Source organism: Streptomyces sp. NPDC017448 (assembly GCF_044330565.1).
Taxonomy (GTDB): Bacteria; Actinomycetota; Actinomycetes; order Streptomycetales; family Streptomycetaceae; genus Streptomyces.
In genome coordinates this window covers 315053-330452 of record NZ_JBIRLM010000005.1, presented here as the reverse complement: position 1 = coordinate 330452, position 15400 = coordinate 315053, and the positions used below count along the sequence as shown (strand labels likewise).

Annotated in this window: 13 protein-coding genes; 5 read left to right on the top strand and 8 right to left on the bottom strand. The window is 72.4% G+C overall.

All coding sequences use genetic code 11. The features are described 5' to 3' along the window. The first annotated feature begins 168 nt into the window (after positions 1-168). Positions 169-1389, top strand: coding sequence for a phosphatidylserine/phosphatidylglycerophosphate/cardiolipin synthase family protein (locus ACH4K1_RS12110; RefSeq protein WP_398088802.1), 1221 nt, complete (start codon positions 169-171; stop codon positions 1387-1389). Between the two features lie 174 nt (positions 1390-1563). Next, positions 1564-2004: a hypothetical protein gene (locus ACH4K1_RS12105; RefSeq protein WP_398088800.1), complete on the top strand. Its 441-nt coding sequence runs from the start codon at positions 1564-1566 to the stop codon at positions 2002-2004. 73 nt (positions 2005-2077) lie between these two features. Here ACH4K1_RS12105 and argS read toward each other — a convergent pair whose 3' ends face one another. Then, complete coding sequence (argS, locus tag ACH4K1_RS12100) at positions 2078-3871, bottom strand: arginine--tRNA ligase (protein ID WP_398088798.1); 1794 nt, start codon at positions 3869-3871, stop codon at positions 2078-2080. Positions 3872-4120: 249 nt separating this feature from the next. Here argS and lysS point away from each other — a divergent pair, with 249 nt between their 5' ends. Beyond that, a complete protein-coding gene (gene lysS, locus ACH4K1_RS12095; protein ID WP_398088796.1) occupies positions 4121-5890 on the top strand; it encodes a lysine--tRNA ligase in 1770 nt (589 codons plus the stop codon). Positions 5891-6011: 121 nt separating this feature from the next. On the opposite strand, the gene ACH4K1_RS12090 is transcribed toward lysS, so the two are convergent. From ACH4K1_RS12090 to ACH4K1_RS12080, 3 genes are all read right to left on the bottom strand, one after another. Next, on the bottom strand, positions 6012-7577 hold the full coding sequence (locus tag ACH4K1_RS12090; protein WP_398088795.1) for a DUF2637 domain-containing protein: 1566 nt from the start codon (positions 7575-7577) through the stop codon (positions 6012-6014). A 214-nt stretch (positions 7578-7791) separates the two neighbouring features. Next, entirely contained in the window at positions 7792-8664 is an 873-nt protein-coding gene (locus ACH4K1_RS12085) for a DUF3558 domain-containing protein (RefSeq protein ID WP_398088794.1), read from the bottom strand. Positions 8665-8859: 195 nt separating this feature from the next. Next, entirely contained in the window at positions 8860-9699 is an 840-nt protein-coding gene (locus ACH4K1_RS12080; RefSeq protein ID WP_398088792.1) for a DUF3558 domain-containing protein, read from the bottom strand. Positions 9700-9862: 163 nt separating this feature from the next. On the opposite strand from ACH4K1_RS12080, the gene ACH4K1_RS12075 reads away from it, so the two are divergent. Then, complete coding sequence (locus ACH4K1_RS12075; protein WP_398088791.1) at positions 9863-11056, top strand: RtcB family protein; 1194 nt, start codon at positions 9863-9865, stop codon at positions 11054-11056. Positions 11057-11197: 141 nt separating this feature from the next. On the opposite strand, the gene ACH4K1_RS12070 is transcribed toward ACH4K1_RS12075, so the two are convergent. The 3 genes from ACH4K1_RS12070 to ACH4K1_RS12060 form a co-directional block, all read right to left on the bottom strand. Next, positions 11198-11956 carry an SDR family NAD(P)-dependent oxidoreductase gene (locus ACH4K1_RS12070; RefSeq protein ID WP_228990679.1) on the bottom strand — a complete coding sequence of 253 codons (759 nt, stop codon included), beginning with the start codon at positions 11954-11956 and terminating at the stop codon, positions 11198-11200. An 89-nt stretch (positions 11957-12045) separates the two neighbouring features. After that, entirely contained in the window at positions 12046-12780 is a 735-nt protein-coding gene (locus ACH4K1_RS12065; RefSeq protein WP_398088789.1) for a Mut7-C RNAse domain-containing protein, read from the bottom strand. Positions 12781-12957: 177 nt separating this feature from the next. Continuing rightward, entirely contained in the window at positions 12958-13779 is an 822-nt protein-coding gene (locus ACH4K1_RS12060; RefSeq protein WP_398088787.1) for a DUF6597 domain-containing transcriptional factor, read from the bottom strand. Positions 13780-13872: 93 nt separating this feature from the next. On the opposite strand from ACH4K1_RS12060, the gene ACH4K1_RS12055 reads away from it, so the two are divergent. Then, positions 13873-14493 (top strand): TIGR03086 family metal-binding protein, encoded by a 621-nt coding sequence (locus ACH4K1_RS12055; RefSeq protein WP_398088786.1) that lies wholly within the window; start codon positions 13873-13875, stop codon positions 14491-14493. A 120-nt stretch (positions 14494-14613) separates the two neighbouring features. On the opposite strand, the gene ACH4K1_RS12050 is transcribed toward ACH4K1_RS12055, so the two are convergent. Next, positions 14614-15198 carry a hypothetical protein gene (locus tag ACH4K1_RS12050; RefSeq protein ID WP_228990683.1) on the bottom strand — a complete coding sequence of 195 codons (585 nt, stop codon included), beginning with the start codon at positions 15196-15198 and terminating at the stop codon, positions 14614-14616. Positions 15199-15400 lie beyond the last annotated feature (202 nt).

The following is a 15400-nucleotide window of genomic DNA, read 5'->3' as shown; positions in this document are numbered from 1 at the left end:
TGGGCGGGGCCCGGGGTCCGAAGCCCTCGGGCCCGTCCGCCGCTGTCCGACAGCGGTCGTACACGCGGACGGGACTCGGGAGTACAGTCTGCGAGGCCCCGGCAGCCGTGCCCCGCCGAGCGACGACGGTGTACGGCCGCCTCATCCCCGTACCCATCAGGTGAAACCATGTCCGCCACTGCTGCTGATACTCCCGAAGCCGCCGAACGACCGGCCCTGGACGATCGCACCTGCGAGCGGCGGAGCCTCAGGCTCAGACGCAGGCTGGAACGGCTGATCGGGATAGCCGCCACCGAGGGGAACGCCCTCGTCCCGCTCCGTAACGGCGACCAGATCTTCGGCGCGATGCTGGAGGCGATCCGGGGCGCCGAGCACACCGTGGACCTCATGACCTTCGTCTACTGGCGGGGTGACATCGCCCTCAAGTTCGCCGAGGCGCTGGCCGACCGCGCCCGCGCCGGGGTCCGGGTGCGGCTGATGCTCGACGGGTTCGGATCGCGGCTCATCGAGAAGGACCAGCTCGACCTGATGGACCGGGCCGGCGTCACCGTCACCTGGTTCCGCAAGCCCCTCCACCTCTCGCCGCTCAAGCAGAACCACCGCTGCCACCGCAAGGTCCTCGTCGTCGACGAGCGCACCGCGTTCACCGGCGGCGTCGGGATAGCCGAGGAGTGGTGCGGCGACGCCCGCAACGAGCACGAGTGGCGCGACACCCACGTCCAGGTCACCGGGCCCGCCGTGGACGGGCTGGCCGCCGCGTTCGCCCAGAACTGGGCCGAGTGCCACGACGAGCTGTTCGACGAGCGCGACCGGTTCATCACCGAGGAGCACCACGGGGACGCGGTCGTCCAGGTCGTGCGCGGCTCCGCCTCCTTCGGCTGGCAGGACATGCAGACCCTGATCCGGATCGTCCTGGAGTCCGCCGAGGAACGCGTCCGCCTCACCACCGCCTACTTCGCGCCCGACGCCTACTTCACCGGCCTCCTCTGCGCCGCCGCCCGGCGCGGGGTGGAGGTCGAGATCCTGCTGCCCGGCCCGCACACCGACAAGCGGGTCTGCCAGCTCGCCGGCCAGCGGTACTACGAGGAGCTGACCGCCTGCGGCGTGAAGATCTACCAGTACCAGCCGACGATGATGCACACGAAGTCCATCACCGTGGACCGGGTCGCCGCCCTCATCGGCTCCACCAACTTCAACCGGCGCTCCCTCGACCACGACGAGGAAGTCATGCTCGCCGTCCTCGACCGGGACTTCACCGCCACCCTCGACGGCCACTTCGACGAGGACCGGGAGAGGAGCGTGCTGATCGAGCGCGGCCGGTGGAAGCGGCGCGACCTCCTCCAGCGGGCCCGGGAAGCGGCCGTCGTGCCCATCCGCCGCTTCCTCTGACGGCTGCGGGGCGTGCGGCTGACGGCCGCGGGGGTGTGCGGCTGACGCCTGCGGGGGGGTGGGCGGCGCCGCACACCCGGCCTCCGCCCGCGACCCGCCGCGGGGGCGTGGTCCCGCGTTCGGCGGGAAGGCGGGAAGGGCGACCCCTCGTCCGCCATGTGAAGGGAAGGGCCCATGAGCACCACCGCCGAGACCTCTCCGGCACCGTCCGCCGCGGTGATCACCGAACCCCTGCCCGACCTTCAGCTCCAGCTCCTCATCCAGCTCCTCGACGAGGACCCCCGCTCCAGCCTGCCCCTCACCCTCACCCACCCCGGCGGCCTGCTCCACGGGGATGTCATCGGGCACGAGCAGTGGAAGGCCGAGTGGGCCAGGAGCCTGCGCCAGGTCGAGGGGGAGGGGGCCAACCTGCTGGCCGAGTTCCCGGAGACGGTCGACCAGGGCGTACGGGAGCTGCGCGCCGAGGAGGAGGCGGCGGGGGCGAACCGGCTGCCGCGCTGGATTCACCTGCGGGACGTCACGCTGGTCCCGGGGGCCATGGCCCCCGTCTCCCTGCCGCTGTGGCGCGGACGCCTCGCCGACGTGTCGGGGTGGGCGCTCGGCCGCCCGCAGTGACCCCTCCGCACGCGGTCGGCCCCGGCGCCTTTCCAGGCAGCCGGGGCCGGTGTACGGGCAGCGGGGTGCGGGGTCAGAGCCGCTCGGGCGTCCGGATGCCCAGCAGCGCCATCCCCCGGTGCAGGGTCCGGGCGGTCAGCTCGACCAGGAAGAGCCGGTTCTCGACGACCTCCGGGGTGTTGTCCGCGCTGAGCACCTGGCACTGGTCGTAGAACGTGGTCAGGTGCGAGGCCAGCTGGTACAGGTACGCGGCCAGCTTGTGCGGCTCGTACCCCGCCGCCACCTCGTCCAGGACCTCGCCGAACTGGTCCAGGTGCAGGCCGAGCGCCCGCTCCGCCGGGGCCAGCTCCAGCTCCGGGTGGGCGGCCGGAACCGCGTCCCCGGCCCTGCGCAGGATCGACCGGATACGCGCGTACGCGTACTGGAGGTACACCGACGTGTCGCCGTTCAGCGCCACCATCTGGTCCAGGTCGAACTTGTAGTCCCGGACGGCGGAGGTCGACAGGTCCGCGTACTTCACGGCCCCGACGCCGACGTACCGGCCGTTCTCGACGATCTCCTCCTCGGAGAGGCCCACCTTCTCGGCCTTCTCCCGGACGACCGCGGTGGCCCGCTCGACCGCCTCGTCGAGGAGGTCCTCCAGCCGCACCGTCACACCCTCACGGGTCTTGAACGGCTTGCCGTCCTTGCCGAGGACCGTGCCGAAGGCCAGCTGCACGGCCTTGACGTCCTCGTTCAGCCAGCCGGCCCGCCGGGCCGTCTCGAAGACCATCTTGAAGTGCAGCGACTGCCGGGCGTCCACCACGTACAGCAGGGTGTCGGCCTTGAGGTCCTGCACCCGGTTCCGGATCGCGGAGAGGTCGGTGGCCGCGTAGCCGTAGCCGCCGTTCGTCTTCTTCACGATGAGCGGGACCTGGTTGCCGTCCGGGCCCTTCACGTCGTCGAAGAACACGCACAGCGCACCCTCGGAGCGGACGGCGACGCCCGTCTCCTCCAGGATGCGGCAGGTCTCCTCCAGCATGTCGTTGTAGCCGGACTCGCCGACGATGTCCGGGTCGCTGATCTCCATGTCGAGCTTGTCGAACACGGAGTGGAAGTAGATCTTCGACTCGTCGACGAAGCCCTGCCACAGCTCCAGCGTCTCGGGATCGCCGGCCTGGAGCGCCACCACCCGGTCCCGGGACCGGGCCTTGAACTCCTCGTCCGCGTCGAACAGGGCCCGGGACTCCTTGTAGACCCGGTTCAGCGTCGACATCGCCGCTTCGCCCTCGCTCGCGCCGTCCGCCGCGCCCGCCTCGTGCCGCAGCGCGCCCGGGTGCTCGATCAGGTACTGGATGAGCATGCCGAACTGGGTGCCCCAGTCGCCGATGTGGTGCCGCCGGACCACGTTCTCGCCGGTGAACTCCAGGATCTTGACCATCGCGTCGCCGATGACCGCCGACCGCAGGTGGCCGACGTGCATCTCCTTGGCCACGTTCGGCTGGGCGTAGTCGACGACCGTGGTCCCGGCCTCGGCGTTCACCGGCACGCCGAGGCGGCCGGCGGGGTCGGCGGCCCGCGCCGCCAGCGTCTCGACGATCGCCCGGTCGGAGAGCGTGATGTTGAGGAAGCCGGGGCCGGAGACCTCGATGTCCTTGATCAGCTCGCCCGCCGGGAGCGCGGCCGTCACCCGGGAGGCCAGCTCCCGGGGGTTGCCCTTGAGCTTCTTGGCGAGCGCCAGGATGCCGTTGGCCTGGAAGTCGGCCCGGTCGCTTCGGCGCAGCAGCGGGTCGGCGGCGCCGGCATCGGGCAGTGCTGCCGTCAGGGCGTCCGCCAGCTGCTGCTGGAGCGAGGAAGCGAGGGAAGGGACCGAGCCGTGCTCAGGCATGGGACGGGCTGCCGTTTCCGTAGGGGTACAAGGGATCTCCCCAGTATCCCACGGGGTGTAAAACCGTTTTACGGCCGACGCCCGCCCCGGTACGGGGTGGCGCGCCCACCCGGTACGAGGTGGCGCGCCCACCCGGTACGAGGCGGCGCGCATGCGGCCCCCGCCCGCCGTAAAGCCGTTTTCGCGCTGCGGGCGGTAGCTGGGAGAATGGCCCGTACCCCATCGGGAAACGACAGACGAGAGAAGGACGTGCCGACCGTGGCCGAGAGTCAGACCAGCACCGAGACCGACTGGGTCTCCCGCTTCGCGGACGATGTCATCGCCGAATCGGAGCGTCGTGCGCCTGGCAAACCGGTCGTCGTCGCCTCCGGGCTGTCGCCCTCGGGCCCGATCCACCTCGGCAACCTCCGCGAGGTCATGACCCCGCACCTGGTCGCCGACGAGATCCGCCGCCGCGGGTACACCGTGCGCCACCTGATCTCCTGGGATGACTACGACCGCTTCCGCAAGGTCCCGAACGGCGTCCCGGGCGTCGACCCGTCCTGGGCCGAGCACATCGGCAAGCCGCTGACCTCGGTGCCCGCCCCGGCCGGCTCCGCGCACCCGAACTGGGCCGAGCACTTCAAGGCCGCCATGACGGCGGCCCTGGACGAGCTGGGCGTCGAGTACGACGGAATCAGCCAGACGGAGCAGTACACCGCCGGGGCCTACCGCGAGCAGATCCTGCACGCCATGAAGCACCGCGCCGACATCGACGCCGTCCTCGACCGCTACCGGACGAAGAAGGACCCGGCGGCGGCCCAGGGCAAGGGCGGCGGCAAGAAGCCCCAGCAGCAGAAGAAGGTCGACGAGGCCGAGCTGGAGGCCGCCGAGGGCTCCGGCGCCGCCGACGAGGACGACGGCAGCGGCAACAGCGCCGGCTACTTCCCGTACAAGCCCTACTGCGGCAACTGCGAGAAGGACCTCACCGTCGTCACCTCCTACGACGACGACACCACCGAGCTGAACTACACCTGCTCGGCGTGCGGCTTTGCGGAAACGGTCCGGCTCAACGAGTTCAACCGCGGCAAGCTGGTCTGGAAGGTCGACTGGCCGATGCGCTGGGCCTACGAAGGCGTGATCTTCGAGCCCAGCGGCGTCGACCACTCCTCGCCCGGCTCCTCCTTCGTCGTCGGCGGCCAGATCGTCCGCGAGGTCTTCGACGGCGTCCAGCCCATCGGGCCCATGTACGCCTTCGTCGGCATCTCCGGCATGGCCAAGATGTCCTCCAGCAAGGGCGGGGTCCCCACCCCGGCCGACGCGCTGAAGATCATGGAGGCACCGCTGCTGCGCTGGCTCTACGCCCGCCGCAAGCCCAACCAGTCGTTCAAGATCGCCTTCGACCAGGAGATCCAGCGGCTGTACGACGAGTGGGACTCGCTGGCCCGGAAGGTCGCCGACGGCACGGTGCTGCCCGCCGACGCCGCCGCCCACTCCCGCGCCGTCCGCACGGCGGCCGGGGAGCTGCCCAGCACCCCGCGCCCCCTCCCGTACCGGACGCTCGCCTCGGTCGCCGACATCACCGCCGGAGCCGAGGACCAGACGCTGCGCATCCTCAGCGAACTGGACCCGGACAACCCGCTGACCTCGCTGGACGAGGCCCGCCCGCGCCTCGACCGCGCCGAGAGCTGGATCACCACCCAGGTCCCGGCCGAGGCCCGCACCATCGTCCGGGACGAGCCCGACACCGAGCTGCTGGGCTCGCTCGACGACCAGGGCCGCGACTCCCTGCGCCTCCTCCTGGAGGGGCTGGACACGCACTGGTCGCTGGACGGCCTCACCACGCTCGTCTACGGCGTGCCGAAGGTGCTGGCCGGCCTGGAGCCCGACGCCAAGCCGACGCCGGAGCTGAAGGCCGCGCAGCGGTCCTTCTTCGCCCTGCTCTACCGCCTGCTCGTCAGCCGCGACACGGGCCCGCGCCTGCCCACGCTGCTGCTCGCGGTGGGGGCGGACCGGGTGCGCAGGCTGCTGGGCGCGTAACGGCGCGCGGAGAGGCGCTCGACGCCCCGTACGCCGGAGGGCCGCCGCCCGGGAATCCCCCGGGCGGCGGCCCTCCGGCGTGTCGCGGGGCCGTGCCTCCGCCGTGCGGCCGGGCCGTGCCTCAGGCGGTCTGGTCGGCCGTCGACCGGGCCGGGACGTACGCCTGCTTGAACTCCGGCATCAGGCGCAGGAGCAGTTCCCGGGAGCGCGGGTGGCGGACGTCGCGGATGTCGGCCAGATGGATCTCCAGGACCTCCGCGCTCGGGTAGGCGCCCTGCTCGTCCGTGTACGCGCTGAACACCTCGAAGGCCATGTTCGCGAACTCGGCGTCCTCCTGGGACCACTCCTCCAACTGCGGGGCGTCCTCGGGGGCTTCGGCGGGGGCGTTCGCGAGGACTTCTTCGGGAGCCTCGTCGGGGGCCTCCCCGGGGGCTTCGCCGGGAGCCTCCTCGTGGCGGGGGTGCGGGACCGCGCCGATGGTGCCCACGTCCCCCAGCGGCCGGGTCCGGGCGGGGCCCGAGGGGATCTGGACCGGGGCGTGCTCCAGGCCCTCGCCCTGCCGGGGGTCGTACGCGCTGGGGTGCGCGGCGGTGTCCGGCAGCTTCTGCGCCGCGAACCAGGGGCTGTCGTGGGTGGGCGGGACGGCGGGCTCCTGCTGCTGGGGCGACGGGGCCTGCTGGTGCGGCTGGACCTGCGGGTCGGGGTGCTGGTCCTGCGGCTGGTGCGGCTGGGCCTGCTGGGCCTGCTGGTGGGGGTGCCGGTCCTGCGGATGGGCCTGCTGCTGAGGGTGCTGCTGAGGGTGCTGGAGGTGAGGATGCTGCTGCTGGGACTGCTGGGACTGCTGCCCGCCCTGCCCGGGGCCGCCCTCGTACCCCTGCTCGCGGCCGTACCGGTGCTCGCCCGCCTGCTCCTGCTCCTGCCCCTGCTGCGGCTGCGGGTGCGGCTCGTAGGGCAGCTCCGCCTTCGGGCGGGGGCCCTCGACCGGCGGGAGCAGCACCGGTTCGATACCGGCGGCGGCGAGGCCCGCGGGAGCGGTCTCGGCCAGCGGGACGCCGTACTTCGCCAGCCGCAGCGGCATCATCGACTCGACCGGGGCCTTGCGCCGCCAGTTGCGGCCGAACCGGGCCTGGAGCCGGGCCTGGTAGATCAGCCGGTCCTGTTCGAGCTTGATGACCTGCTCGTAACTGCGCAGCTCCCAAAGCTTCATCCGCCGCCACAGCTTGAACGTGGGCACCGGCGAGAGCAGCCAGCGGGTGAGACGGACCCCCTCCATGTGCTTGTCGGCCGTGATGTCGGCGATCCGGCCCACCGCGTGCCGGGCGGCCTCGACGGCGACGACGAACAGCACCGGGATCACCGCGTGCATCGCGGTGCCGAGCGGATCCGGCCAGGAGGCGGCCCCGTTGAACGCGATCGTCGCGGCGGTCAGCAGCCACGCCGTCTGGCGCAGCAGCGGGAACGGGATGCGCATCCAGGTGAGCAGGAGGTCCAGGGCGAGCAGGACGCAGATGCCCGCGTCGATGCCGATCGGGAAGACCAGGGAGAACGAGCCGAAGCCCTTGTCCTCCGCGAGTTCGCGCACGGCGGCGTAGGAACCCGCGAAACCGATCGCGGCGATGACCACCGCACCGGCGATGACGACCCCGATGAGTATGCGGTGCGTGCGTGTCAGCTGCATCGCGGCCACGCGCGATCCCCTTCCCGACCTGTGCTGCCCGAACCCGGCTTCCGCGCCCGGTGTCGGTTTTCGGCCGAACCCCAGACGCCCGGCGATGGCACAGCCTGGCACATGTGTACGAGTTTCGTTGCGCGGGGAGGGGGGAGAGCCCGGCCCCCGAGGGGACCGGGCTCTCCAACGCACGTACGGGACCTGCGGTTTGACGGCCTGCGGGGCCGTCAGGTCACGACTTGGGCGTGGCCTTGGCCTTCTCCTTGGGGGAGTCCTCGGCCCCGGAGCCGGCCGCGTCCTTCTGGCCGCTCTCGGCCCCGTCCTCCTTGTCGCCCCCGGCGCCCTTGCCGGCGTCCTTGTCGTCGCCCTCGGCCGGGGGAACGGCCTCGGCGGTCTTCTCGACCGCGGCGATCGCCTCCTTGGCCGCCTGCTGCGCACCCTCGACGATCTCCGCGGACTCGGGCGTCTTCCCGCCCGCGTACCCCGCACCGTTGTACGTCAGGGTGACGACGACGTTGCCCGTGCGCGCCACGACGGTGGCGTACTCGAAGTCCTCGTCCGTCTTGGTGAGGCCGTACGTGACGACGGTGGCCTCCTCGCCGATGCCGGCCGCGGCCTCGGCGGCCACCTTCTCGGCGCCCTCGGCCGCCTTCGCCTTGGCGATCTGCTTCGTGTAGTCGGCGGTGGCGCGCTCGGCCCCGCTGCCCAGCGCCTGGTCCGACTCGAACCGGGTGAAGCCGACGTCCAGCCAGCGGTACTGCGAACCCTTGAGGCCCTTGTCGTCCAGGCCGTTCCAGGAGCAGCTGCCCCGGAGCGAGAGATCGCTGGACTTTCCGGCCGTGCCGCTCTTCTTCTTGGCGTCGGGCACCAGGTCCTTGATCGTCTTCTTCCCGATCGCGGCACACGGGTCGCCGGGCAGATCGGAGAACTTCGCCGGTTCGACGGTGGGCTCGGTGGGCTTGGCGGAGGCCGTTCCGGACGCCGAGGAGCCCGCGTTCTTCTTGCCGTCGGAGCCGGAGTCCGACGAGCAGCCGACGGCTACGAGCATCACCGGAACGGCGGCGCAGGCGAGGATGCGGGACAGGCGCGGGGCAGATCGGTGCATGGTTCCTTCACTCGGATGGCACGGAGCTCTCGGTGCTGGAGGTCTCGGTTCGTGCGGTGTACGGACGGGCGGGCTCGGGAGCGGGACGGCGGGTCTTCCGGACAGCCACGGTACGACGGGCGGCGACCGGCCCGCGCCGCCCCCCGGAGGCCCGGAGGCCGGAACGCGGCCGGTGGGGGCCGCCCGGGCGGGGGCCTACTCGCTGAGCGTCTCGGCCAGTTTCCGGGCCAGTGCCTGCGCCTTCTCCTGGAGTTCCCTGCCGTCGGGCCGCTGGGTGATGAGGGCCGGCTGCTCGGCGTACCGGACCGTCACGACCACGTTCGATGTGCGGAACACCACGCTCACCGTGTGGTTCTGGGCGGTGGAACCCGGCCCTTTGGGCAGATCCTGCAGAAATGCGGCATCTCCCAGGTTGTCGAGGACGCGCGACGGGAGGGCCTCCTCCGGACCGCCGCTCCCGGGGGCCCCGTCAGAGGCGTCGCCGGTGCTCGTGGAGGGCGAGGGGTCCGCGGCGCCCCCCTTCTCCTCGCCGCCGCCCCCGTCCCCGCCGGCCGGGGTCCCGGTGGTCGCGGCCGCGTCCGCCCGGGGGGCCGCCGAGGACGACAGGCCCGCCGCGTCCTTCTTCTTCTCGTACACCGTGTCGGCGCGGTCGTCGTCGCTGACCGCGGGGTCGTACGAGACGACGCGCTCGAAGTCGATGGCCAGGCTGCGGGTGGCGCTCGGCGCGTCGGCCTTCCAACTGCAGCCGACCTTGCGGTCGGTGTCGTACGTGACGGCCGCCGAACCCCGGAACACCTTCTCCTGCTGGTTCCCCGGAAGCTCCGCCGCGCCCGGCAGCAGGTCCTTCAGCAGGGGGCGCGGCACGGCGCGGCACGGCGCGGGCAGGGTCAGGTACCTGCCCGGAGGGGCGGGGGAGACCACCGGGCCGCCCGGCTTGCCGTCGGCGCCGTTCGCGTCGTCGCCGCCGTCGGCGCTGCAGCCGACGACGAGTGCCGCGAGAAGCGCGACGCCGGGTACGTACGCCTTGTGTCGCACCGTCCCAGGCTCCCTTCGGTACGGAAAACGTGTTGCCGCCCGAGGGCGGCCGATGGACACAATGTGTATCGCACGCGCCGCCGTGGATGCCGGTCGGCCGACGGGTTTGCCGATCTTGGCACCGGTATTGCGCTTTCTGTCTTTTCGGGGGAATCGAGGAGTTATGTCGTACGTAGAGGTGCCGGGGGCGAAGGTCCCCATCCGGATGTGGGCGGACCCCGCGACGGTCGAGGAGGGCGCGATGCAGCAGCTGCGCAACGTCTCCACGCTGCCGTGGATCAAGGGCCTCGCCGTCATGCCGGACGTCCACTTCGGCAAGGGGGCGACGGTCGGCTCGGTCATCGCGATGCACGGCGCGGTCTGCCCGGCGGCGGTGGGCGTGGACATCGGCTGCGGGATGTCGGCGGTGAAGACGTCCCTCACCGCCAACGACCTCCCGGGCGACCTGTCCCGGCTCCGCTCCAAGATCGAGCAGGCCATTCCGGTCGGCCGCGGGATGCACGACGACGCGGTGGACCCGGGGCGGCTGCACGGCTTCCCGACGGCGGGGTGGGACGACTTCTGGGGGCGGTTCGGGGGGATCGCCGACGCGGTGAAGTTCCGCCAGGAACGCGCCACGAAGCAGATGGGGACGCTTGGATCGGGTAATCATTTTATCGAGTTTTGTCTCGATGGGGATGGTTCTGTCTGGTTGATGCTGCATTCCGGTTCGCGGAACATCGGCAAGGAGCTGGCCGACTTCCACATCGGCCAGGCGCAGAAGCTCCCGCACAACCAGGGGCTGATCGACCGCGACCTGGCGGTGTTCGTCGCGGACACGCCGCAGATGGCCGCGTACCGCAACGACCTCTTCTGGGCGCAGGAGTACGCGAAGTTCAACCGGGCGATCATGATGGGGCTCTTCCAGGACGTGGTCCGCAGGGAGTTCAAGAAGGCCCGGGTGACCTTCGACCCGGTCATCTCCTGCCACCACAACTACGTGGCGGAGGAGCGGTACGACGGCATGGACCTGCTGGTCACCCGCAAGGGTGCGATCCGGGCGGGGTCCGGTGACTACGGGATCATCCCGGGGTCCATGGGCACGGGTTCGTACATCGTCAAGGGCCTCGGCAACGAGAAGTCGTTCAACTCGGCGTCACACGGCGCGGGACGCCGGATGAGCCGCAGCGCGGCGAAGCGGCGGTTCTCGACCAGGGACCTGGAGGAGCAGACGCGGGGCGTGGAGTGCCGGAAGGACTCCGGTGTCGTGGACGAGATCCCGGGGGCGTACAAGCCGATCGAGCAGGTCATCGATCAGCAGAGGGATCTGGTCCAGGTCGTCGCCAAGCTCAAGCAGGTGGTGTGTGTGAAGGGCTGAGGCGGCTCCGCGCATCGCACTTCGCACCGCGCCGTGCTCCCACTGCGCCCTGCGCCCTGCGCCCGTGCGTCCCGCAGGCCGACGGGTGCTCCCCCCTCGCTTACCTTCTTGGCGAGCGGGGGGAGAGCACCGGCCGGGGGCTCAGAGCTCCCGGTGGACCTTCGTGTTGGACGCCTGGGCGCGGGGGCGGACCACCAGCAGGTCGATGTTGACGTGGCTGGGGCGGGAGACCGCCCAGCCGATCGTGTCGGCCACGTCCTCGGCGGTCAGCGGGGCGTCGACGCCCGCGTAGACCTTGGCGGCCTTCTCCGTGTCGCCCCGGAAGCGGGTGGTGGCGAACTCCTCGGTCCTGACCATGCCGGGGGCCACCTCGATGACCCGGACCGGGGTGCCGACGATCTCCAGCCGCAGGGTTTCGGCCAGGACGTGTTCGCCGTGCTTGGCCGCCACGTAACCGCCGCCGCCCTCGTAGGAGGAGAGGGCCGCGGTGGAGGAGAGGATCACGATCGTGCCGTCGCCGCTCGCGGTGAGGGCGGGCAGCAGGGCCTGCGTGACGTTGAGGGTGCCGATGACGTTGGTCTCGTACATCTGGCGCCAGTCCGCCGGGTCGCCGGTCGCCACCGGGTCGGCCCCGAGCGCCCCGCCCGCGTTGTTGACGAGGACGGCGAGGGTGCGGAACGCGGTGGCGAACTCGTCGACCGCCGCCCGGTCGGTGACGTCCAGCGGGTATGCCGTCGCCTGGTGTCCGGCCTCGTTCAGCTCGGCCGCGAGCGCCTCGATGCGGTCCTTGCGGCGGGCGGTCAGCACCACCCGGAACCCGGCGGCGGCCAGCGTACGGGCGGTCGCGGCGCCGATGCCGCTGCTCGCGCCGGTGACGACGGCGATGGGGGTGGCGGCCATGGCGATCTCCTCGGACTGCTGATCGGGTACGGGGAAAGGATAGGCAGGCGTCGCGGACCGGCCCGTGCGCGGGCGTACGCGGGGCGCCCCTACGCCGTCGCGCCCCCGAACTCGCGGACCGCCTCGGAGACGATCGTCTCCAGGTGGCCGTGGTGGGCCCCGCGCCAGTAGACCCGGTCGCACCGCGTGCACTGGGCGAACACGTCGTACGCCTCCTGGGTGCCGTGCTCCAGCAGCCCCCTCACGGTGTCCTTGGCGGCCACGGCCAGGACGCCGTTGCAGGCGGTGCACCGGGTCCACGGGGCCAGGGCGGGGGCGAAGCGGCCGAGGACGTCGCGCAGTTGCTCCTGGGGGCGGTCGCTGTAGACGTACGCCCCCGCCCAGATCTCGCGGCGGCGCAGCAGCCCCCGGTCCCGGGAGAGCAGGACACGCCGTTCCCGCGCCGAGAGGGCGGCGAGGGCGGGGTCGCCGATGTCCTCGCTCTCGTAGGCCGCGTCGACGCCGAGGAGCCGCAACCGGCGGGCCAGCGTGCCGAGGTGGACGTCGAGGAGGAAGCGCAGGGGCGCGCCCGGGAGCTGCTGGGGGCGATCCACCGCGCGTACGTCGACGTGTTCGCCGGGGCCCGGAACGTGCGAACGGGCCACCGGATCGCCGTTCACCAGCAGCGCGCCGGCCTCGGTGAGCGGGATGCCCAGGGACTCGACGACGTGGCCGAGGGTCGAGGCGCCGTCCGTGACGAGGGGCGTGGGGCCGCCGCGACGCTCATGCGGAACGAAAAGCCGCAGTTCAGGGGCTACTTCCACGGTGATCTCGGGTCCGTTCACCTGGTCAGGATGCCACCGGCGGGGGACGGACTGCCAGGGATTTCGCGGGGCGCGCGGGGGCGTGCGACCGGCCCCCGCCCGGCGGGACGCCTCCGCCCGTGCACGCCCTTTCACGCCGGGGCGCCCGCGCCGGTCCGCGTACGGGGGCGGATCGTGCCCGTACGCGTGCGGCGGCGGTCAGCGCGGGGCGAACGCCGTGGGGGGCGCGCCGACCGTCGCGGTGAAGTCCCGCACCAGATGGGCCTGGTCGCTGTAGCCGAGGTCCGCCGCGAGCCGCGCCCAGTCGACGGCCGCGCCGGAACCGGCGCGCTCCAGGGCCTCGTGGATGCGGTAGCGGAGGATGACCCACTTGGGGCCGACGCCGACGTAGGCGGAGAACAGCCGTTGCAGGGAGCGCGGGGAGAGCCCCGTGTCCCGGGCGAGCCGGTCGGCGCGGCGCAGGGTGCGGTCCGTGCGGACCCGGTCGACGGCGGTCATCGCCAGGGTCGCCCGGGGGTCGGGGCGGGGCTCCAGGGCCAGGAGGCAGGCGTCCAGGGCCGCGACCCGCGCGTCCTCGTCGTCCGGCTCCAGGACGGCGTCCACCGGCGGCGGCGTACGGAGCACGTCGGCGGCGGCCACCCGGCGGCCGGTCAGCTCGCGGACGGCGTGCTCCGGTGCGAACGGGCGGAAGCCGCCCGGCCGGAACTGGACCCCGCAGACCCGGCCGCGCCCGGCCAGCTTCCGGGTGAAGAGACGGGGGGCGACGCCGGCCACCTCGGCGTGCCCGGGCCGGTCCGGCGTGCCGTTCCCGGTCTCGTACCGCTGGAAGACCAGGTTGACCGAGGGGTGCGGGACGACGTGGGCGGCGTACGGCTCGGCCAGGTCCCAGTCGATCAGCCAGTAGTGCTCCAGGTACGGGCGGAGCGGGGCGGCGGGCGCGCGGCGGCGGAAGCGTACGCGGGCGAAGAGGTCCGGGGCGTCGACGATGCCCCGGGTGTCGCGGCGCGGTCCGTCTGCCATGGCGACGATCGTAGGCCGCGCCCGCGCCGCCGACCTGCCCGTCCGTCGTGTTTCTTCAAGACGCCGTGCCGGTGCGGGACGCAGGGTGGATCCATGACGCAGAAGATCGGTGAACTGCTGGAAGCCGCCGCGGACCGGGCGCTGCCCGTCGTGCGCGGCATCGACGACGCGCGGCTGGGAGACCCCACGCCGTGCGCCGAGTACGACGTGCGGGCGCTGGTGAACCACCTGTTCCTGGTGGTCGTGAACTTCCAGGCGCTCGCCGCCCGTGAGGAGGTGGATTTCAGCCAGGAGCCGGATTTCGTGACGGCCGGTTGGCGGGGCAGGTTCGGTGAGGAGACGGCGCGGCTGGTGGAGGCGTGGAGCGCGCCGGGGGCCGAGGAGGGCACCACGGGGAAGATGGGGCTGCCGGCCCGGACCGTGGGGCTCATGGTGCTGGGCGATCTGACCGTGCACGCCTGGGACCTGGCGCGGGCGACCGGCGGGGACTTCGTGCCGGAGCCGGGCGTGCTCGACGCGGTGGGCCCGGGGCTGGCGGCGATGGCTCCGCAGGCCCGGGAGATGAAGGTGTTCGGGGAGCCCTTCCCGGTGGGGGAGGACGCCACGCCCTTCGAGCGGCTGCTGGCCGTGACGGGGCGCGACCCGGGGTGGACTCCGGAACGGGCGTCCGGGACGAGCGGCGCGTCCGGCGCGAGGGCGGTGGGCGGGAGCTGACGGTGGCGGGCGGGGGCTGACGGCGTGGGCGGTCCGGCCGGGAACGGTACGCCGCCCCCGCTCACGGCCGGGCGGTACGCCGCCCCGCCCCCGGCCGGACCGGGCGCTGCGCCGCCCCGCTCAGGGCCACACGAGGCAGTACGCCTGGTGGCCCGCGTCGTGCAGGCGGTGGGAGAAGTCCTGCCACTCGTGGAGCAGCTGGTAGACGTTGAAGGCGTCGCGCGGGCCGCCGCGGTCGGGGACCGTGGACCAGATGAAGGCCGCCGCGCCCACCGACTCCTCGCCGACGCCGCGCAGCGGGTCGACCACGGTCATCGGGAGCTTCACCACCGCGTAGTCGGGGTGGAGGACCACCAGCTCCAGCGGGGGCACCTTGTGCAGAGGTATGCCCTGGATGCCGGTCAGGACCATGGCGGCCACGGTCTCCGGCTTGATCTTGGTGAACATGCCGCCCATGCCCAGCTCGTCGCCGCCGAGCTCCTCCGGGCGCATCGAGATGGGCACCCGTGCGGCGGTGGCGCCGTCCGGGGCCCCGAAGTACTTGTAGGTCACCCCCATCCCGCCCCCGCTCCTGGTCCCGGGGGGCGGCGTGCTCTCCGCACCCCTCCTCTGCGCGCGCTCGGTCCTGCGCCGGTGCCGCCCTCGACGGGCAGGCTCGGGCCCCAGGTCGTCGGTCCCTTCGCCCACTCCGCCACCGCGATGCATATCTCATCCACCCGACTACTTCTTAGGAGGCACAGCCCCCGCCGCGCAACCCGATCACCGTGTCAGTGACCTCCCCCGCGGGCGTGCGGCGAAACACCTGCCCGCAAGACCGTCCGTGCCTCTGACACCATGGCATGTGTGAGCTTTCCCTATGACGCCCCAGTTTCGCAGACGCGAGGGGGCTGACGCTCTTTCGTGATAC